The sequence below is a fragment of the Periweissella ghanensis genome, assembly GCF_918814755.1.
Classification (GTDB): domain Bacteria; phylum Bacillota; class Bacilli; order Lactobacillales; family Lactobacillaceae; genus Periweissella; species Periweissella ghanensis.
In genome coordinates this window covers 13,446-33,564 of sequence record NZ_CAKKNT010000016.1, presented here as the reverse complement: position 1 = coordinate 33,564, position 20,119 = coordinate 13,446, and the positions used below count along the sequence as shown (strand labels likewise).

Here is a 20,119-nt window from a genome sequence, read left to right as displayed (position 1 = left end):
CGTTTTTCGCAATTTTTTCAGATATGAAAGGAAGATATAATGTCTTTAATCTCAATTATTTTCGCAACCATTGTTGGTGTCGAAGCATTTGGTATCATGTTGATGGAAATGTTCTTCTCACCTGCCCAACTTGCTAAGGAATTTGACTTACCTAACGAATTCACAGCGCAACACGAAGCTAAAGTTTTGATGGCCAACCAAGGTCTCTACAACGGTTTTGTAGCCGTTATGACATTGCTTTCAGTGTACTTGTTCCCTACTGACGCTCGTTACATGGCTACTCTTGCATGTATCATTTTCGTCGTCATTGCGGCAATCTTTGGTGCGATTTCTGGTGGTAAACCTAAGATCTTGTTGATGCAAGGGACACCGGCGATTGTGACTTTGATTATTTTGTTGGTGTTTAAATAAGAGGGCAGAGTGCGAGAAGCCGCGGTAAGTGCCGTGGCATACTAGTAACAACCAATGACTCGGTCTATGAGTCAGTAGGGTGTTGCGTATATGCCTAGGGACTTGCGGCTTCGAGCACGTTTCGGCTCTACTGCCTAGAACTGCGTGCTTGATGGGTACCATCATGTAAAGATGCGTATCGCTTCAGGTTGTTGGCTTTGCGAGCACGTTTTGGCTCCGCTGCCCAGTCCCGCATACTAAAAAGCTCTCCATGACAGCCAATGTCGTGGAGAGCTTTTTTAATTAATTACCTTGATTTTGTACCGGTGGAACTTGATTTTGTGGTGCTTCATCTTGGCCTTGTAAAATTCCTGAAGTAGTTAGTGTCCTAACTGCCTGTATTACCAAACCACCAATGGTATTCTTATCACCCAAATTACTATCTGCATTAAGCGCATTATACTGCTCAATCGCAAAATTATAGAAAGCAATTTCAGTTACTAATTTTTGATCTTTAGCTTGGCTTTCGGTTGCCGTCAGTGATTTAAATTTACCATTTTCTACTAAGCCTGTATCTTTATAATGCTCTGTTAAGTGTGCGGATAAATCCATTTTATTCTCAACACGTGTTGCATATTGAGCCTCAATCTTAGCACCATCAGCTTGTAATGTATCACACATAGCATTAATTTCATCTACTACCTTGATATCATTAGTATTCAATAACTTAACCGCTTGACTAACATCAGCATTATATTTTTTAGCTACAGCTACCATATTCTTAATCGTATCAAAATTATTACTTTGCAAATCAGCATTACCACTAGGGTACATTACATATCCCAAATATGTGCCGGGTTCAGCATTCATCCATGAGTAACCATTAGATTGCAATACCGCTTGTAATTTCTCTCTAGCTGTTTTTAACGGTGGATATTGATTATAATTAATATCCTGCATCGCTACTTGTAACTGTAAAACGGCACTAGCGATGGTATTAATCCCATCAGTGTCATCAGTAGGATCATTCGGTTGGCCAAATGTTAGCAATCCCTCTTTATAAGTTATCCCCGTAAATGATTCATTAAGAAGCGAGATTACCCGCTCAAATGCTTGTTGTGCATTTTTTTGGGTATCAGCGGTTGCCGTAAGTGATTTTCCGTATACAATGGCCATTGTTTTTTGTAATGCAACTTGGGCAGCCGCTACATTTTTTTGGCTGTCATACCAATTTGTTTGTACCTCTTCCAACGGTTGGCCAAACATTGCCAAGTTATCTGTTAGTCGTGCTTGGGCTAATTGCAAAGGCGTTGCCACTTGAACATCCTCTTTAATCGCTACAACTTTATCCACTGCCTCATTGAGTTCCGTAATCAAGCTATTAGCATCTGGAACATCGATAAATTCCAACACCATGTTATCATTTTCATTCATCCCACTAATCACATTGGCAACCTGGGTGTTTAAATTACTAATCAAATTTTGTTCGTTACCTAACTGCTCCTTAGCCACGCCGCCCTTAAGTCCAAGTTGTGGCAAGAATCCATTCTTATCAGCAAGGCCTAACTTTTTAGCAGCTGCTCGTAACGCTGTACTGTATTTATCATAATAACTATCTGGCTTAAGAACAGCTTCCTGTAGTGCATTAATATCGACTGCATTATTTAATAAATCAATCAATTCACTTGTTTGCATAGCGTCATCAATTGCTTGCCCAGGTTCACCGATTTCTAAACCAGTTGCCGTAAATTTAAGATCTGGAAAGGCATCGTGCCCGCCTAGATAGAGCTTAAGATCAAAGTGTTTTAATAATTGCTCTTTTTCGTAATTGTCCGAAATCTTATCTGTTTTTTGTAAAATTGTTGCATATAATGCTTCAACAATCGCCTTCGCATTGGTAATTGTTTGGCCATCACCTGCTTGCCACTTATCCATCAACTCTGCATTGTTACTTCGCATTGTCGTAAATAATGCTGCATCGCTACTAATGAGACTATCAAAAACTGCCAAATTACTTTGGCTTTCAGTTGCCGCAGCGTAGTTATGCATATCCAATGCTTGTGCATCCACAATAATCTTATCCGCTAAGGCATTGATTTCACGCGCTGATTTACTATAGTCAGGTTTTACCCCAAGTGGCGTGACAACTCCATTACCACAGCTAGCCATAATCGCTTGCATTTGATTTACTTCATTATTAAATGCTACTTTAGCTTTAGTCGTTTGATCATTAATTGTCGCACCCTCTTTAAAGGTAATAGTACTTGCATAACCTGTTACCGGATTGGCAGTACCTGTTATCTTACCAACTTGGCGTGAAGCTGCAAATAATTTATCGATTGCCGTATTCTTTGCAATATCCTCATGATTTTCGTTAGTTTCCTTAACCGGTGTGGCAGTTGCTAAATCATTATTGAATTTAATTAAATTTAACGTAGTTGTTACCAAAGAGTTAACACGACTTTCTAAGGTATTAATCCTCCCCGCAACTGGGAAATACAAATGATTACTTGCGGTAAAATTAAACGTTGGGTACGAAAATTCAAAACTACTAAATAACTGGCTAAAAACTTCTGAGATGCTTTTGTTACCAATATTGTAAGTAGTTTTATTGATGCCACCAACTGGATTAATCTGATTAACAACTACGCTATAAATTGCATCCGTAAGTGCTTGCCCATCTTGTTCGACTTGTTGGTCAGTAGTTGTTGCTTGAACTTTAGTCCGCCAATTAGCAAGCGTATTCGCATTCAAAGTTACTGTTCCACTTTGTAAGTTACCTTGGCCATTAATAGTCACCTTTTGACCGACTAATGAACCACCATCTGAAACATTTTTCCCCAATTCACTAGTTGAATCTAATAGCGCTAATAAGGCTGTTTTTGCATCTGAGGTAAAGACCGGCACCGTCACTGGTGGTACATAAACTGGTGGCACGTAGACCGGTTGCTTGGCAGCTTCAGACGCAGCCGCATCAGCAGCTGACTTGGCAGCAGCTGAACTAGCGGCAGCTGAACTGGCAGCAGCTGAACTAGCGGCAGCTGAACTAGCGGCAGCCGAACTGGCAGCAGCAGAACTGGCAGCAGCAGAACTGGCAGCGACTGATTTAGTCTCCACAATAGTTACCCCAGTTGCATGCAATGACGCTTGAATATTCCGTAAATCAGCCGCCGTAGCTTTACCACTGGCTAGGAGGGCTTTAGCGGTCTTAATTTTGTCTTGCAAAGCTTGGTATTGTTCGGGTGATAAGTTGTCTTGCGTGTAACCCGTTGACCAGCCGAGTTGTTGTTCCAACTTTTGGGCGGCGACAACTGGTTCCGTTTTAGCAACTACTACCCCAGTTGTATGCAAATCATTACGAATTGCTTCTAACTGTGCCGCTGTCGCTTTTCCACTCTTGATCAAAGCTTGTGCCGCTTTAACTTTGGCTTGGAGTTGGGCATATTCCTTGGCGCCAACATTGTCTGGATTATAAGCCGTTGACCAGCCAAGTTGCTTAATCAAAGCATCTTGTGACGTCTTAATCATAATCAAGCCAGTGTTATGTAACTTATCAATCGCAGCTTTAATTTGCGCTGGTGTGGCGCGACGGTTGTTCATCAAAGCTTTGGCAGCCGCAATATTAGCTTGTAATTGCGCATATTGCGCTTTGTTACTATCCGTTAATTTGTAGTTAGTTGACCAGCCGAGTTGCTTTTGGAGGTCTGCTTTTGACACGCGAACTTGTGCAGCGTGGGCGCTTGACGTTGTTTGACTCAAGTCACTGATCGCCAAACCAGCCACGACGGCCACCCCGGTTAAGGCACAGGTTACCCATTGTTTTCCACTTTTATAAAGCTTGTAATGCCGTTTTTCTTGCATCCGATATTTCTCCTTAAAATATATCAAAAAAGATTATGTAACCGATAAATATAAAATAATTTTTATATAACTATTACTTATCGGTTATTTTTAAATATTTTAAAGTTTGTTGCGTGAAAATAAATAAAATTAAAACCAACAAAAAAGCCACGACACAGATTGTCGCAGCTTCCTAATTAGTTACTGAATTTATTTAAATAATTGATTGTATCGGAGAAGGCTTGTAACCCCGTCACGGTCGCTTTAGGACCCACTAAAGTACTTTGACCATTGGCATTCGCCGCAACTGGTTGCATATCATTTTGCATAGTTGCGTATAACGGATCCGTCGTGTGACCGGCGCCTTGAGCACTGAGGCTCGCCGCATATACCGCCGCAGTCCAGCCAAGCGTGTTATCGGCTTGGTTGAAGACGTGGGCAACTGTGGCTAACCACGCTCCGTTATTTGGATTGAAGACATTGGCCAAGTTCATCAAGTTAGCTGAATTATCGTTGGCGGGCACATAACCTGACATCAATAACTTGTGGTAGGCCGTTAAGTAGTTACCACCAAAAGCTTGTTGTAAACCCGCCACTAAGTTTTGGCCCGCTTGGAAGAAGACGGCTTTAGCGGCTAATTTGTATTGGAACAACGCGTCCGCATACGTTTGGGCTGAGCTACCATTCGTGTTGGCCACTTGCTTAGCGGTCGCGAGCGCTTGGTTGTACTCTTGTTGTTGGCTCGCATTCACGTATAACAACGCCCGCGCTGGTGAAGTGGTTACGCCATACGCATCTGGTTGACTGTTCAAGGCCCATTGTAAGTTTTGTTGGGCAACACTCGCAGTCATCACACTGTTGTTCAAAGCTTGGAAACCAGCTAATAAACTTGTGGTGGCCGCTTGTAAAGCTTGCACTTGTTGGGCAACACTCGCGTTTGAACTACCAAAGTTAATGGTGTTGGTGTTGACAGTCGCATTAGGAAAAGCGACTTGTAAAGCTTTCACGGCATTGCTCAACGCTTGGCTGATGCCACTGTTGTTAAGCACGTGGTTGTAGGCGGCATCCGTGTAAAGTCCATAGTAGAGCGCTTGGACAACCGGTTGGGCATTAGCAATTTGGTCGCTAAGGTTGTCATCACTCATGATATTCGTGTAGCTATCTTGCAAGCTGTTGTAGAGGCCTTCGCTCAAATTACTGTTACCGGGAATCACCACTGGTACGCTAGCTTGACGGGCATTGGCTGCATATGGCGCAAATTGACTCGCCGCTTGTTGGGCCAGTGTTTTGAGCGTTGTTTGGGTGGCCACCCCTTGTTGACTACCTAATAAGTTCAAGTCGTCTTGGTGTAAAGTCGCGATCAAGGCGTTAACTTGGGCTTGCGTGGCGTTTGGGTTGCTTAAAAGCGCGTTGGCCGTAGCAATGTCTTGTTGTTGCTTGGCCAAAATTTGCCCATCAAAGCCGGTCGTGCCGTAGCTTTTAGCATAGCCCAATTGAGCTGTCAGGCCGCTTTTGTTAGCCATTGGTACTAAGTTGAGCCCATCTTGGTGTAAGAGCGTTACCGCCCAGTTGACTTGACTTTGGGTGGCTTGGGGACTAGTGAGCGCCCATTTGGCCCAGCTGATATCTTGTTGTAATTTGTTAAATGAAGTTGGGGTGTATGATTGTGCTTGGTAGCTCGTTGAGTAGCCCAATTGTTGGACTAAGGCACTGCGGTTAAGCGGTGCTTGAGCAGCATGCACGCGGCTAACTGGTTGGGCATGTAAGCCTAAAACCACGGCCCCAGTTGCTAAGGCTGCGGTAACCAAAAATTTGCCACTTTTGTATAATTTATAATGTTGTTGTCCGTTCATTCGTAATGCTCCTTTTATATTCATTGACCAAAATTCGTCATGTTTATAATTTTAACGTACCAACGGACAACTACTATTGATTTGACCGGCAAAACTTAATTATTGAGACAGTCTTAAAAAATGCTAGATAAATATAAAGAAATCCTCGCGCTTAACCGAGGATTTCCTAAAAAACTTTTAACGCTGCTTACTTTTTACGAAGGTCAAAGACGGAGTTATCTTCCGTATTCACGACCTTGGCGGCAAGTGGGGTCACGTACTTCTTTTTGCCGTACTTATCTTGAAAAATCCCACTAGCTGCAATCACTTTCATCGCGGCTTGCACTTTTTCGGGGTCGATGGGTTCAAGAACATCGGTGAGCACCAAAGTGTTGATGGTGTTCTTTTCGTTTTTGAATTGAAGCAATAATTTTTTAACTAGCATGGACTACTCCTCCTATAATAAGCCGTGAGAATGCGTTTCAACAAAGTTAATTGTTTGGACATCACCAAGATCAACAATCGTTTCTAGTGCGGCCACAACGGGCTTAATTTGCTCCATGGTCACTTCAACCGGCACATCTGAGAACCGCTTGGGGATATAGAACTTACCCGTTTTTTCGTTGAGGCTTGAGACGTAGATACTAACTGACTTTAACATGACATTTCCTCCTGTCTGTGTTCTGCGAGATTAGTTGTAGTTCGTTGAGGCTAGCTCTCAACTGCCCTACTCTTATACAGTCAAATGGGGAGGAAAAAGTGAGACATGAATTAAGAGTGCGAGAATAACCGGTAGCCAGTGAGCACTAACGCAAAACGATAAAATACGGGTTAGGTATTTTAATCGTTTTAAAGTTAGGCGGAACTGGCTGGTTATTCGAGCACGTTTCGGCCATGCCTGCCTTGCACCACAAAAAAAGCCTGGAAACAATTTTCCAGACTTCTTATTCAACTAGCTTATTTTATAAAAAACCACCAGTAGTATCAGTTAAATCAATTGGCTTGCGACGAGTCACAATCAATTCTTGGTTAGTAAAGGCAGTAATTCCTTCTTCACCCATTTCACGACCGTAACCTGAGTTCTTAACACCACCAAATTGTAATTCTGGTAATGTACCACCGTAACTGTTTACATATACCGCACCAGTTTCAAGTTGTGATGCAACTTCAGTACCGTGATCAGCGTTACCGGCAAAGACAATTCCTGACAAACCGTAATTTGAATCGTTAGCAACCTTAATTGCTTCGGCTTCATCTTTTACTTTGATAACCATTCCGACAGGACCGAAAAATTCATTGTAGTACATTGGATTTTCTGGTGTCATGTCAGTCAAGATAACTGGCATAAAGTGCGCAGTTGTTAAATCTTCGTCAAGCGTACCGTAAGCTAACGTTGCTCCACCTTCAATGGCTTTTTTAACTTGTTCAACTAAGATGTTCTTAGAACGAACAGAACTTAATGGAGCAAATGAAGTGTTAGGATCCATTGGGTCACCAACTTCTTTGACTTCCTTAAAGCCATCAATGTACATTCCTAAAACAGTGTCGTAGTTGTTTTCAGTTACAATCAAGCGTTTTGATGAGACACACACTTGACCTGAATTGTAGAGACGTGTTTGTTTGAGGACTTTGTTAAGTTCAGTCAAATCAGCATCTTCTAAGACGATTAGTGGATCACTACCACCTAATTCTAAGGTACTCTTCTTCAAGTGACTACCAGCTTCGGCACCCACAATTTTACCAACTCGTTCAGAACCAGTAAAGGCAAGGCCTGTAACACGTGGGTCAGCTAAAATATCGTCAACTTGTTGATTAGTAGCATATAAGTTTTTAAAGGCACCCTTTGGCATACCTGATTCGTCAGCAACTTTTTGGAATTGGGCTGCTGAGCCAGGTGTGATGTCAGCGTGTTTTAAGATAACTGGGTTACCCGCCATAAAGTTAGGCGCAAACACACGAATAATTTGGTACAAAGGGAAATTCCATGGTTCAACTGACAAGATTACTCCCGTTGGTCGGGCAATAACTTGTGCTTCACCCATTACAGATGTAACAGGCTTTGGTGTAAGAATTTTAGCAGCATTATCGGCATAGTAACGTGCGATAATCACTGAAAGGGCAACTTCACCTTGGGCTTCTTTGAATAATTTACCCATTTCTTTAGTCATTACTTCAGCAAATTCATCAGTATGTGCTTCTAAGTAATCGGCTAAGTTATGCAAGTGTTGTGATCGAGTAGCAACATCATCATTACGCCAAGACAAGTATAATTCGTGTCCTTCAGTAATTGCTTGTTGTACTTCTTGGTCAGTAGCATATGGGTATTCTCGGATAACTTCATTATTCCAAGGATTGATTGATGCATAAGCCATGTGTGATTCACCTCTATTAAAAATAATTTTTTAGTTGCGTGAATCAAATATATGAACGAAACATGTATTTAATTCATCCAGCTTTAAACCAAAGTTTATACTCAATTAACAAAGTGTCAATTAAGTGAGATGTTTCACTTTATTAAAGTTTGTTCAATTTATTGTAAAAATATTATTTTATTATAAGATATATTTAAAATTAGCTATTAAAATACACTAATAACCATTTTTTAAATATAAATTTTTACATTTATAATCATTTATTTTATCTAAAGTTTGTGATAATAAAAGCTTAAGATTATTTAAAGCTATGACTTTGATCAATTATTAACTTTATCTTTCACTTATATATCTCAAGAATTTTTTCTTGTTAACTACTAATTTATGCACTTATAATACGGTTAATTTTGAAAAAAGACCTTATTTTTTTAAAATTATTCAAAAAAGTAACCAAAAATCTTATTTCAGTACTTACTATTACTTATTAGTATTGGCTTATCTGTGACTGGAAAACCAGTTCGTGGTGAGAAATGATTAGTAGCAAAGGATTGGGATTCGGTGCAAATGGATCCCAGTACTCGTAACTTTACGAACTTCCATCAACGAATTTTAATAGTATTTAAAACTTATTTTTACCATTAATTACAAAAAAAGCCTGGAAACAATCGAATTAGCGGCTTAAGCGAATAAACGAATTTATTCAATTATTAGTCATCAGTCCTATTCGGCCAATGCTTTGTTGTAAGCAAATTGAGCACTAGCTACTGCTGATGTTGCATTGTTGTATGCTGTTTGCTTTTGTGCTTGTGTTGCGTTAGCGTTTGATAATGCTGTTACAGCAGCGTTCAATGCTGCTTGTGCTGAGGTTACAGCTGATTGTAATTGAACGGTTGATGCACCACTGTTATTAGTTGTTGATGTTGATTGTGTTGGCGTTGCCACATATGCGGTGTTCAACTTTGATGGATCGTCAAATGATGATTTTCCACTTGGGATAATAACCATTGCAAATCCTTCGCCGTTTGTAGTATTTTTGTTGGTGTTACCAAAGTATGTGTCAGATACACCCATGTATTCCGTTTGCGCACCGTCAGCTTTTTGTGGCATCCATTTGATAGTCAGAAATACCGAGGATTCGTTTAAATACACCATCATCCGCTGGATTTAGTACAGTATCGCCGGGGGTGCTGTCGGGAGTGAATGGATTCATAACTACTCCGAGCATTTCGCTTAATAATGCTTGTTTCATTTCCTTAATTGAAATTGGTCCAAGTCCACGGTTTGGGTTATCAATTCCATAATCAGGTTTGTCATTGTAAATTGTTTGAATAATAGACTTAGGCGTTGCTCCCGTACTATCAATGAAATTGTTTAGATAGTCTGTAATATCACTGGTTGCTTGGAATTTTGGTGATACCAATGTGTTTGCAATTTGTTGTAGTTGGGCGTTAAGTTGTACATGACCGGTATTGGTTGAAATTCCGGCTGCGTCACGAATTGCGTTTACGGCAGCAGCCAAAATTTGTTGGAAGTTTAATACTTGGTTTTGTGATAATTCAAATAATGCCCCAGAACTACCATATGCTGGTCGTAGTTCAATTGTTTGACTGTCATAGTTACTATGACCAACATATGTTAATTTGAATTGGCCATTGTGCATTTCATTTGAAATGTTGTGTAAATCATTAGCCAATGCAGCTTTTGATGCACCAGTCTTGTAATCGTTCATGTATTGTCGAACAAGGTGTCCAAGTTGAGCACTCACAACAGCTTTAACTTGAGAGTTTGTAGCGTTAGCGTATTTTGCATTTGCTGGTTTTTGCCCATTCTTCAAAGCTGCTTGCGCATTTGTCAAAGCCGTTTGGTGGGCATTAGCTGTAGCCGTTTTGCTTGCTGCAAGATCACTAGCAGCTACTGCTTGTGCTTACTTTGCAGTGGCCAATACTGCAGCCGCTGAACTGGCAGCAGCCGTTAAACTAACTGGCACGGCTGAACTGACTGGAGCTGGTGTCATTGGCGTTGTCGCTTGCGCCGCTTTAATTTGAGCACCCGTAGCATGTAAGGCCGTTTGAATCACTGTTAATTGGGCGGCCGTTGCGTTCCCACTGGCCAATAATTGGTTAGCGGTCGTGATTTGCGTTTGTAAGGTCGCATATTGATCAGCCGCGATGCCATCAGCACTATAAGCCATTGACCACTTGAGTTGTTGGCGTAAGTTAGCCGCTGCCACTGATGGTGCGGCCTTCACAATTGCCGCACCGAGGTTATGTAAATTGTTGCGAATCTCATCAACTTGGGCCGCAGTAGCATTACTGTTTGCAAGGATGGCTTTCGCTTGCTTAATTTGGTTTTGAAGTTGAAGTCGTAGCTTGGTCGTAGCCTTGTGACCAACCCAATTGCTTAACTAGCGCAGCTTTGGCACTCTTGGCGGCCGCTGTATCAAGTTGCTTGATAGTCAAACCAATATTATGCAAGGCATTGATGGCTGCTTGGAGTTGGGCTGGTGTCGCCCGGCGATTGTTAATTAACCCTTTGGCACTGGCAATCGCTGCTTGGAGCTTAGCATATTGGCCCTTGTTTGCCGCCGTCATTTTGTAGCCACTTGACCAGCCAAGTTGCTTTTGCAAATCAGCTTTTGAGACTTTAACTTACGCGGCGTGGACTGCAGTTTGACCGTTAACTGGCGTAGCAACTGTCATCGCAGCAGCCCCCGCTAAAACAGCCACACTAGTTAGTGCGACTGTTACCCATTGTTTACCGCTCTTGTAAAGTTTGTAGTGGCGTTTGTCTTGCATAATATCATGCTCCTTATTTTTGAGGGAATAAATTTTAATTAATAAATACCACGCTGAAATTTCAAGCGTTTTGTTTAACTTATCAACTTTTATTTTAATAAGTTTAATAAATTATTGTTATGAGTTTATATATTAATTCTTATTTAATCACTTGGCAATCTTTTATTTTACTAGAATATCTTTTATTCCTTAAACCATTCAATTAGCCCTATCCATGATATATCGCAAGGGTAATTGGTTGACTCAAGTGGCAGCTGCCCGCTTATTTGGTGATTATTTAATTTGTTGTTTATTATAATTAGTGTTTGTTTTATTAGTACTTATTAGTTGCGGGTTTTCCGATACTGGTTTTTCCAGCATAGGTTTTTCCAATACTGGATTATCCGTGGCCGGTTTTACCAAGGGTGGATAAACCACGGCTGGATTATCCACAGACGGAAAATCGGTCCGTGGTGAAAAGTGAGTGGTAGCAAGGGATTGAGGTGAAATGGAATACAAATATTTTTTTGTTATATAAAAAAGTTTCCACTTAAATTTTAAGTGGAAACTTTTTACTTTCTATTCATCCCCCTACCGGATCCGCAACATCTCACGCCATGCTGCGACAAATTCGGCTGCAGCATAACCAGTTGCTTTGACGCGAGCGGCTTGTTGCATCCCCACTAAGCGACTCGGATTCAAGAACAATTCAATTATTTGTTGCGCCATTGCCTCTGGCGTGGCCGCCGCCGCAAAGACTAGCCCGTTGTAGTCATCCTCAACGACTGCCGGTACGGTATACGTACTTGCCATCACCCCGGCTGGAATACCGTGCGCCATCGCTGCCACGACACTCAAGTTCAAGCCTTCATGACTACTCATGCTCAAATACATTGACGTGTGATCAAACAAGGCCGTCGTATCAGGATTATAGGGCCAGATTTCCACAACCGTATCCAAGTAATTATTACGAATATAATCGCGGACTTCTTGTTCATACGCGGGACTGACAAAATAGCCTTGCAACCGCAACCGAGCCGGTGGCGCAATTTGGTGCACGAGCGCAAAGGTCGCAATTAATTTGATAATTTGTTTTTCCGGCGCCAAGCGACCAACGTAACTTAAATATTCCAAGTCATCATTTTGCGCTGAGTTATCCACCGGTGCATAACTCGCACTCGGTAACACTTGCACCGGCAGATTCGTGTAGGGCGCCACATCCGCTGCTTGGGCTGCGGTCGCCACAATAATCCCATCCAAGTCACTCGGGGTTAATGCCATTACGGCCGCGGCTTCGGCTTTTAGATCTGGGCCCCCTTCGTATTTATGGTCTTCATGGAAGTAGGCATACTTGGCTAAGGCCCCGGTCACCCCGGTCACGGCGGGCATAATACTCAAGCGATCGACCACGAAGGTCACTAATTCTTGGCCGGCTAATTCGTTCAAAAAGAACGTAAATAATTCATTTTCACTCGTAAAATTATAATCCTGGCCGCGGTAATTAATTAAGTGCCATAGCGTTGGTTGTACAACCCCATTTATCCACATGTGGACAACTTCTAACGCAACCGTGCCATCCAAGCGTAAATAGTTTTCCACCGCTACTTGACCATCGGGATGGTACATCGTTTGTTTCGATTTAAAGCCACGCCAATCCCAGATTTCCGTTTGCAATGGTTGTTGTAAATTATCGGTGTACACCACTTCGCCAACTAAGCCGACGGTCCCGGGCATCATTTTAATCACGCCAACGAGGCCATTAGGATCAGTAATCGTTGAGTGTTCACCATCGACAAAATTGACGTGGTATTGGTCAAGCGGGATTTGCGGTAGTAAGCGCGAATGTTGCTCCACGCGCTCGACCGCCGTTGTTTGTTGGAAGTAGTCATACATATTGATGTAATCACTGGCCGCCAAGCCTAATGTGCCCACATCATGACTGAGCATCCGATTATAATCACGCGTCACGATTTTGGCGCCATAACCGGCTGCTTGCAACGTTTTCGTGCGGAGCATTTGGGCATATTCAATCCCTGAATTAAGACTCCAGATATTTTCATTAACCGAATATAGTAACATTAGTGGGCCTCCATCATTGCGTGCGCATCGTTAATTAATTGTTGCCATGCCTGCCAGACGTGGGCTTCGTTATAGCGTTGGGCGGAATAATAAGCCCCAGTGCTGAGCGCTTGTTGTAAGGCCGCATCTTGCAGCAGCGTCGTTAAGCGTTCCCCGAGGGCCGGGTAATCATTGTATGGTACGACATAGCCGTTGATTTCATCTTGGACAATTTCGTTGGGACCATAATTAACATCATACGTTAAGCCAATTACCCCATGTGAAATAGCTTCCATCACGGCGAGGTTAAAGCCTTCCATTTCTGACGTCACCCCAAAGGCCACCGCATCATCGAGCACCGCACCAGTATCTTCGGTGTAGCCTTTAAACGTCACAACCTCTGCTAGACCAAGTTCCTGCACCAACGCATGCAAATTAGCATCAAGCTGGGCGTCGTTAACATAGCCATAAATATCCAGCGTCACGTCCGGGACTTGTTGGTGGGCAATTGCAACTGCCCGAATCATATGATCCAAGCGTTTTTCCGGCGCAATCCGGGCGAGCACGACGACTTTATTGGCCGTACGCTCGTTAATTGGGCGTTGCGGTTGGGCTAATAATTCATCACTAACCACCCCCACGGGAATCGCATAGCTATGCTTAACTTGCGGATAGCGCATCGCAATATCATGGGCTTGCTTAACGGTTGCCGAAATCACCCCATTAAAGGCGCCAATATTGACGAGGCCAAATTCAAAATTATTATTCACAATCGCATCATTCGGATTTTGACTATCCGTCGTGTGCGAGCTGTGGATATGCATGATGGTGTACGCGGGTTTGTCCAAATGCAACAGCGCGTCATCAATATGTTCGGAGCGATCCATCACAAAAATATTGGGCGTATGGCCTTGATTATTGAGCTGGTTAATAAAATGCCCGGCTAATTTATCAAAGTGATTGAAGCGATACACGGCCCCATCGTGGTCGGTTAACAACCAGTAAGTTGGTTGCATCTGGCCGTGGTAATCGGCGTGATACCAATTTTGCAAGACCACTTGGCCAGCAGGCGTATACCAGGCTTGGCGGCCAATTTTATTGTCGGGCGTGTACCATTGGGTCATTGATTTGAAGCCGCGGACATCATAGTAATCAACGGCATACAGATTACCGTAATCATCAAACCGTTCGATGCGTTCCAGTTGGTGATCAGGCCGCGCGTAAATGCGGGCACACAGATTACCACTCGGGTAATGGGCAACCGTCGCACCAGTCGTGGCCTCAACCGTATAGTTAATCGGCTGCGGTAAGCCTAAGGTTAAATCCGCCAACGTGCATGGACGAACGGCAAGGTCCGTGGCGTGCTGATAGTAATCAAATAAATTAATCCGCTCGGCAGCCGTGACCCCTTCAGCCGCTAAAATATTGTGTAATTGACTATTCCATTGCAAGGTAATCAGTTGAAACGGTTCCCCATGGTGGCGAAACAGGTACATCCGTTTTAATTGGGCGTGTTCAATTCCTGATTTGCTGTAATTAAAATCATTGTTAATAAAGTAAATCATAGGCAACTCCTTAAGGGATTAGATACAGTTATTATTACATAACAAAAAGGCTTTGCGTACTATTAACCGTACGCAAAACCTTCGTTTAGTTTTTTTTAGCGCTGATGTGACTTAGCAAAGCACCTGCGTCTACGCTTGATTACTCCGTAAGTTTATAATGGCAATTGCATTTTGGTACATAATTTCGGTCGCACGTTGCCGTTGTTGCGCAGTTGACGCCTTACTGGCCAAAATTACTTTACTAAGGTAATTATTTTTTTGCATTTCGGCCAAGGTGGTTGGATTGTTAATGACCTTACCTAATTGGTCGACCAAGTAAGTTGGATCATCAAATTTTGCGACTAAGTTTAGAATTGCATGACGCAAAGTTACTACCGCACGATTAATCGTTTTTTGCGTAGTGTTAGGTGTGGCCAAAATCGTTTCGGCATTCGATAATTCAACCGTTAAATCCGCAAAACTAGCGGCCGTATACGCCGAAGCGCGCAAATTATGGGCACAGTTAACTTGCGTCTGCAAACTCCGCTTATTCGTTTTTACTTTACTGGCTTGGGCTGTCGGCACTTGCACTTCTACTAAGGAATTGGCACTGGTCGTGATGTTAAAAGTTACCATCCCGGCACACACAGCAAAACTGGTTACAGCAAGTTTAATCCAGTTTTTATTCGTGCGTTTTAAGTTAAAATGTTGACTATTGGCCATTGTAACTCCTTTCTATATTTTATTTACTAGCAGCCGTCGTGGGCTGATATATGGTTAAAATACGCATATTTAATTATCGTTAGCATATAATAGTTCCGTCTTAACACAAAGTTAATTTTAAACTTTTCAACGTTATAAAACAATCATTTTATGCATTTGGATTTAGCTAATTTTAAATTTCTATGTTTTTTACGTACAAAAGAATAGTGTTTTTTACTGTTTTACTTTGGAAAATATTTCAATTATGAATATTTTTATGTTGAAAATATATTTCTTTATTTAAAAATTATACCAATTGTTTATATGCATCGTTCGTATTTTACATTTCGTAACTAATCTACGGTATAAAACGCAAAAACAGCACCAGAAATTATTTCTGCTGCTGTTTTTTTATAATTGCTAACTTAACGTGCGGACAATGTAAACTTCTTTACAAAAACCTTTAATCGAATTCAACACCCGCTGGGCCCGACTTTGCTTTTCACAAATGCCAAACACCGTTGGTCCCGTGCCACTCATTTGGGCGGCACAGGCCCCTGATTGGAGCATGCGGGCTTTGAGATCAAGGATTTGCGGGTAATGATGGGAGGTGATGGGTTCGAGTACATTTTTCATATATGGATAAACTTGCTGCCAATCTTGTTGGTGGGCGCCGGCCAGTAGCGCGGGCGTATTGACGTGCCCAATCCGTTCATAATCAATTTGGCGTAGAATAACCGGCGTTGAGACACTAATCGTGGGCTTGGCAATCACAACCCAGGCGGCCGGCATTTTCGGTAACGGCGTAATTTTTTCACCTTTACCGGTCACATATGCCGTTTGCGAATAGACACAAAACGGCACATCCGCATCAATCTCCAGTCCAATTTCAGCCAATTCGGCTAAGGACAAACCGAGCTTCCAAATCCGATTTAAGCCGCGTAAAACAGCGGCGGCATCGCTTGAACCGCCCCCTAAACCGGCCGCTACCGGAATATGCTTTTCAATCTCGATTTTAACCCCTTCCATGACATTAAATCGCATCTGCAAAATATGGGCGGCTTGAAAGGCCAGATTACGCCGATCATTTGGTAAAAAGCCTGTATCCGTGCGAACTTCAATTTTGGTGCGCTTGGGAATCGTCGTTATCGTGACATAATCAGCCAGATCAACGGCCGCCATGACCATTTCCCATTCTTGCGAACCATCGGGGTGACTAAAAGGCGTGTCTAAGCTTAAGTTAATTTTAGCTGCTGCTTTTTCAACAATTTGCATATCCCTGCGCCCCTTTATAGTCTGTATTAATAACGATTATACAAAAATATGAAGATTCTTACAACTAGGAGTGCATTGTGGGGGGGCAGTGGTAATGAGTATTCAATTTATTGTAGTAAAAAACCATCTAGAAAAATTCCAGATGGTTTTTGATAGTTAAATTGTTCCGGTGTAAACATAATAAGTTAAAAGTGAAAATTTTTATATCAAACCAAAATCATATTTGGGAGACTTCACTATCTTTTGTGAAAATGACGTGTACTCATCGGGTTGCACTACATCATACTTAAAAGAAGTATCTAAATCAGTAAAATTCACTGGATTTAGTTCAATTATCGTTAACTTAGTTTTATCGATAATCATATCTAGCCCCTCCACAATTTCATTGGCCCAATACATTGGATCATCACTCAAGAATGGATTTACATTTGATTTGATGTCACGATAGATTGCTGATGAATATAATAAATCTTTTACAATATCCGGATTAGTAAATTCTGAATATTGTCCAAATTTAGAATAAATCAAAATTTTATATTCATTTTCTAACTGATCTAGATAAAATTTTGTTGGGTCATCATTATATTGGTTAATAATATTGTCTATTATTTTGATTTTATTTTTCTTTTTTAACATTCTAATTTCCCTCCTCAATATTTATTAGACTAGCCTCTGTTAAAACTATACTACATATACTATTTTCATGCATAGAAATCTGATTTTTTTGAGAAATATTTTTATTGGTACTAATTTTTTGGGCAATTCGTAAATAATCTTTATTAGTAAGATTTCCTAATCCCTCTTGCGAATCATATTTTCGCGCAATTGCAGTTACACCTGAATCTGCAATTGGGCCTTGAACCATCGCATATCTATGAGTACCTGGATAGCTTTTTTTACTATCAAGTCGATTTTTCAACACAAATTTAGCCCATTTTCGAGATATTTTGGGAAATAGCTTAATGGATTTCGTTTGCTTAATTTTCCTAAAGCCCTCCGCTTGCAATAGATACTTTATTACAATTGGCTGATTTTCGTCATCAGGCCCTTCAATTTTATTTAAAAAAGAATAGTTATTCTGTGAAAAATTTTTATTCTTTTTAGTCCTTGATTTTGTTTTGATTGCCCAATCTCTTGCTGTTTCATAATTTGACGTTAAATAAAATCCAATTCCAAAATCATGACCACCTGTGTTACCACTTGCAAAATCAGTTTGAATTTTTTCAATATCTAGTAACTCATTTGAGTATTTACTACTTGTACCATGATATAACTCATTTAAATTATTCCAACTAAAATTTTTCATTCGATCCCCTTAAATATATGTTGCAAGCATAACATTCAAGGCTACTACATATTGATTCTTAATACTTTGTGCTAATTTTTCACTTGTCGCAGTTTTATCAAATACAAAAGACGTATTGAACCCCATCATTGGATTTTTTTTAAACCATGCACCAATTTTTAAAGACATATTCATATCATTAATTTTATTAATTGTAAGTTTTGATCCACTTTTAAAAATATATCGTATATGACATATCCCATCTTCAAAAATATATACCGTTACAATAATTTTTGTCTCATTTGAACCTAGCGTTGCCCTAATACCAAATGTAAAATTCTTCTTATCTTCATCATTTATAATTTTAATTCCGCTATAATTAGTAAGTTTTTCAAAACTTGTCACAACTTCAAGAAATTCCATTATGTAAACCTCTGTTTCTGGAGTTATAATTTTTTATTAATTATCTAATAAATATATTATTAATTGCAAGGATTTTTTTATTTTCATAAAAATTGGTTCTTGGCAGTGGGGCTAAAACGCGTTCAGGTGGTCAGATAGCTCCGCCTATTTGACCCTAGCTAAGATACCAAACCCGTATCTTTTGCTAGGTCCCAATAGTGCTCACTATCTAGCAGACCACCTTCACGCTCTACAAAAAAAGCCCTGTCACCTGACAGAGCTCAATTTACTATTTTATTCGTTGAAAGCTAATTCAATATTTTGCGTTAAAACATCTGTGTAACTGTAGGATACGGTTTCCACCGCACTTTGGGTTTTATCATAGTCAACAACAAATACAGCAGGATATGTTTCTCGAAGCACACCGGTCCGTTCGGTAACTTTTTTACGGCCGGCTTGCGCGATCACCGTCATCGTTTCCCCCCGATGCGCGTCGAGCGATTGTTTGATACTTGCTAATGTACTGGGCATATTCAACCACCTTCCTTGTGCAAGATAAGAAAATTATATCATATTTTTCTTGACAAATCAAGCGAAACCTTGTAGTACATTTTTTAGCAATTACTTATCGTTGTATCCATTTGGATGTGACTTAGTCCACGTCCACGCTGTTTTGATAATTTCTTTCACATCATCATATTGTGGTTGCCAACCTAAGACTTCACGGGCCTTATCAGATGCGGCAATCAACGTATCAGGATCCCCTTCACGACGCGGTGCCACTTCAGCAGGAATGGGTTCTCCCGTAGCAACGCGGGCGGCTTCAACCATTTCTTTAACGGAGAAACCCGTTGAAGAACCGAGGTTAAATTGGTTACTTGGATTACCCTTGGCTAAGTAATCTAGCGCCAAGATGTGGGCATCCGCTAAGTCAACCACGTGCACGTAATCCCGGACGTTAAAGCCATCCGGCGTGTTGTAATCATCCCCAAACATTTGAATCTTCTCACGTTGACCAGCGGCTACTTGCAAGATAACTGGCACCAAGTGCGTTTCGGGACTGTGGTCTTCACCAATTGAACCATCGGCTTTGGCCCCGGCCACGTTAAAGTAACGCAAGGCCACCCATTTCGTACCGTTAGCAACATCGGCCCACTTCATAATGTGTTCCATTTGGAGCTTTGATTCACCATATGGGTTAATTGGCACTTGGGGATCAGTTTCCTTAATTGGTGAGTGTTCAGGAATCCCGTAAGTCGCGGCCGTTGATGAGAAGACGATGTTTTTAACGCCGAATTCTTCCATCACTTCCAACAACGTAATCATCCCACCCGTATTGTTATCAAAATACTTCAACGGATTGGTCATTGATTCTGGCACAATTGAAGACGCCGCAAAGTGAACGACTGCTTCAATATTTTCTTGTTCAAAGACAGCTGATAAAGCCGCTTTATCACGAATATCAACTTCATAAAATGGGACAGATGCTGGGACCGCTTGGCGATGACCCGTCACCAAGTTATCAACAACAACCACATCGCGTCCTGCTTCAACTAACCGATCGACCATGTGCGAACCGATATAGCCGGCTCCTCCGAGTACTAAAACAGCCATTTTAAGACCTCCATTTTTTATAATTGAATAA

The 20,119-nt window shown here is 41.3% G+C and carries 20 protein-coding genes; 1 reads left to right on the top strand and 19 read right to left on the bottom strand.

Annotation, left to right across the window (positions count from 1 at the left end; genetic code table 11):
• Positions 1–39 precede the first annotated feature (39 nt).
• Positions 40–411, top strand: coding sequence for a DUF1304 domain-containing protein (locus LQZ76_RS06390; RefSeq protein WP_230098914.1), 372 nt, complete (start codon positions 40–42; stop codon positions 409–411).
• A 282-nt stretch (positions 412–693) separates the two neighbouring features.
• Here LQZ76_RS06390 and LQZ76_RS06385 read toward each other — a convergent pair whose 3' ends face one another.
• The 19 genes from LQZ76_RS06385 to galE form a co-directional block, all read right to left on the bottom strand.
• On the bottom strand, positions 694–4,251 hold the full coding sequence (locus tag LQZ76_RS06385; RefSeq protein ID WP_230098913.1) for a KxYKxGKxW signal peptide domain-containing protein: 3,558 nt from the start codon (positions 4,249–4,251) through the stop codon (positions 694–696).
• A gap of 176 nt (positions 4,252–4,427) precedes the next feature.
• Positions 4,428–6,083, bottom strand: a complete 1,656-nt coding sequence (locus LQZ76_RS06380) for a KxYKxGKxW signal peptide domain-containing protein (protein ID WP_230098912.1) — start codon at positions 6,081–6,083, stop codon at positions 4,428–4,430.
• A gap of 187 nt (positions 6,084–6,270) precedes the next feature.
• Positions 6,271–6,507: a DUF2922 domain-containing protein gene (locus tag LQZ76_RS06375; protein ID WP_230098911.1), complete on the bottom strand. Its 237-nt coding sequence runs from the start codon at positions 6,505–6,507 to the stop codon at positions 6,271–6,273.
• Positions 6,508–6,519: 12 nt separating this feature from the next.
• On the bottom strand, positions 6,520–6,723 hold the full coding sequence (locus LQZ76_RS06370; protein WP_230098910.1) for a hypothetical protein: 204 nt from the start codon (positions 6,721–6,723) through the stop codon (positions 6,520–6,522).
• Between the two features lie 301 nt (positions 6,724–7,024).
• Positions 7,025–8,434: an NAD-dependent succinate-semialdehyde dehydrogenase gene (locus LQZ76_RS06365; RefSeq protein WP_230098909.1), complete on the bottom strand. Its 1,410-nt coding sequence runs from the start codon at positions 8,432–8,434 to the stop codon at positions 7,025–7,027.
• Positions 8,435–9,154: 720 nt separating this feature from the next.
• Complete coding sequence (locus tag LQZ76_RS06360; protein WP_230098908.1) at positions 9,155–9,541, bottom strand: hypothetical protein; 387 nt, start codon at positions 9,539–9,541, stop codon at positions 9,155–9,157.
• Positions 9,525–10,289, bottom strand: coding sequence for a hypothetical protein (locus tag LQZ76_RS06355; protein ID WP_230098907.1), 765 nt, complete (start codon positions 10,287–10,289; stop codon positions 9,525–9,527). Before LQZ76_RS06355 ends, LQZ76_RS06360 begins: the two co-directional genes overlap by 17 nt.
• Before the next feature lie 69 nt (positions 10,290–10,358).
• Positions 10,359–10,682 (bottom strand): hypothetical protein, encoded by a 324-nt coding sequence (locus LQZ76_RS06350; protein ID WP_230098906.1) that lies wholly within the window; start codon positions 10,680–10,682, stop codon positions 10,359–10,361.
• Positions 10,683–10,773: 91 nt separating this feature from the next.
• Entirely contained in the window at positions 10,774–11,061 is a 288-nt protein-coding gene (locus LQZ76_RS06345; RefSeq protein WP_230098905.1) for a hypothetical protein, read from the bottom strand.
• 21 nt (positions 11,062–11,082) lie between these two features.
• Positions 11,083–11,229, bottom strand: a complete 147-nt coding sequence (locus LQZ76_RS06340) for a KxYKxGKxW signal peptide domain-containing protein (RefSeq protein WP_230098904.1) — start codon at positions 11,227–11,229, stop codon at positions 11,083–11,085.
• A gap of 570 nt (positions 11,230–11,799) precedes the next feature.
• Positions 11,800–13,287, bottom strand: coding sequence for a glycosyltransferase (locus tag LQZ76_RS06335; protein WP_230098903.1), 1,488 nt, complete (start codon positions 13,285–13,287; stop codon positions 11,800–11,802).
• The gene (locus tag LQZ76_RS06330; protein WP_230098902.1) at positions 13,287–14,831 is read right to left on the bottom strand and encodes a glycosyltransferase; all 1,545 of its coding nucleotides are present in this window, start codon (positions 14,829–14,831) and stop codon (positions 13,287–13,289) included. Before LQZ76_RS06330 ends, LQZ76_RS06335 begins: the two co-directional genes overlap by 1 nt.
• Before the next feature lie 129 nt (positions 14,832–14,960).
• Positions 14,961–15,533: a hypothetical protein gene (locus LQZ76_RS06325; RefSeq protein WP_230098901.1), complete on the bottom strand. Its 573-nt coding sequence runs from the start codon at positions 15,531–15,533 to the stop codon at positions 14,961–14,963.
• Positions 15,534–15,932: 399 nt separating this feature from the next.
• Positions 15,933–16,787: a 4-(cytidine 5'-diphospho)-2-C-methyl-D-erythritol kinase gene (gene ispE / locus LQZ76_RS06320; RefSeq protein WP_230098900.1), complete on the bottom strand. Its 855-nt coding sequence runs from the start codon at positions 16,785–16,787 to the stop codon at positions 15,933–15,935.
• Between the two features lie 201 nt (positions 16,788–16,988).
• Positions 16,989–17,423 carry an ArpU family phage packaging/lysis transcriptional regulator gene (locus LQZ76_RS06315; RefSeq protein ID WP_230098899.1) on the bottom strand — a complete coding sequence of 145 codons (435 nt, stop codon included), beginning with the start codon at positions 17,421–17,423 and terminating at the stop codon, positions 16,989–16,991.
• A gap of 1 nt (position 17,424) precedes the next feature.
• Positions 17,425–18,093: a DUF3990 domain-containing protein gene (locus tag LQZ76_RS06310; RefSeq protein WP_230098898.1), complete on the bottom strand. Its 669-nt coding sequence runs from the start codon at positions 18,091–18,093 to the stop codon at positions 17,425–17,427.
• A 9-nt stretch (positions 18,094–18,102) separates the two neighbouring features.
• On the bottom strand, positions 18,103–18,495 hold the full coding sequence (locus LQZ76_RS06305) for a hypothetical protein (RefSeq protein ID WP_230098897.1): 393 nt from the start codon (positions 18,493–18,495) through the stop codon (positions 18,103–18,105).
• Between the two features lie 273 nt (positions 18,496–18,768).
• Positions 18,769–19,005, bottom strand: a complete 237-nt coding sequence (locus LQZ76_RS06300) for a Veg family protein (protein ID WP_230098896.1) — start codon at positions 19,003–19,005, stop codon at positions 18,769–18,771.
• Positions 19,006–19,095: 90 nt separating this feature from the next.
• The gene (gene galE / locus LQZ76_RS06295; protein ID WP_230098895.1) at positions 19,096–20,088 is read right to left on the bottom strand and encodes a UDP-glucose 4-epimerase GalE; all 993 of its coding nucleotides are present in this window, start codon (positions 20,086–20,088) and stop codon (positions 19,096–19,098) included.
• Between the last annotated feature and the right edge of the window lie 31 nt (positions 20,089–20,119).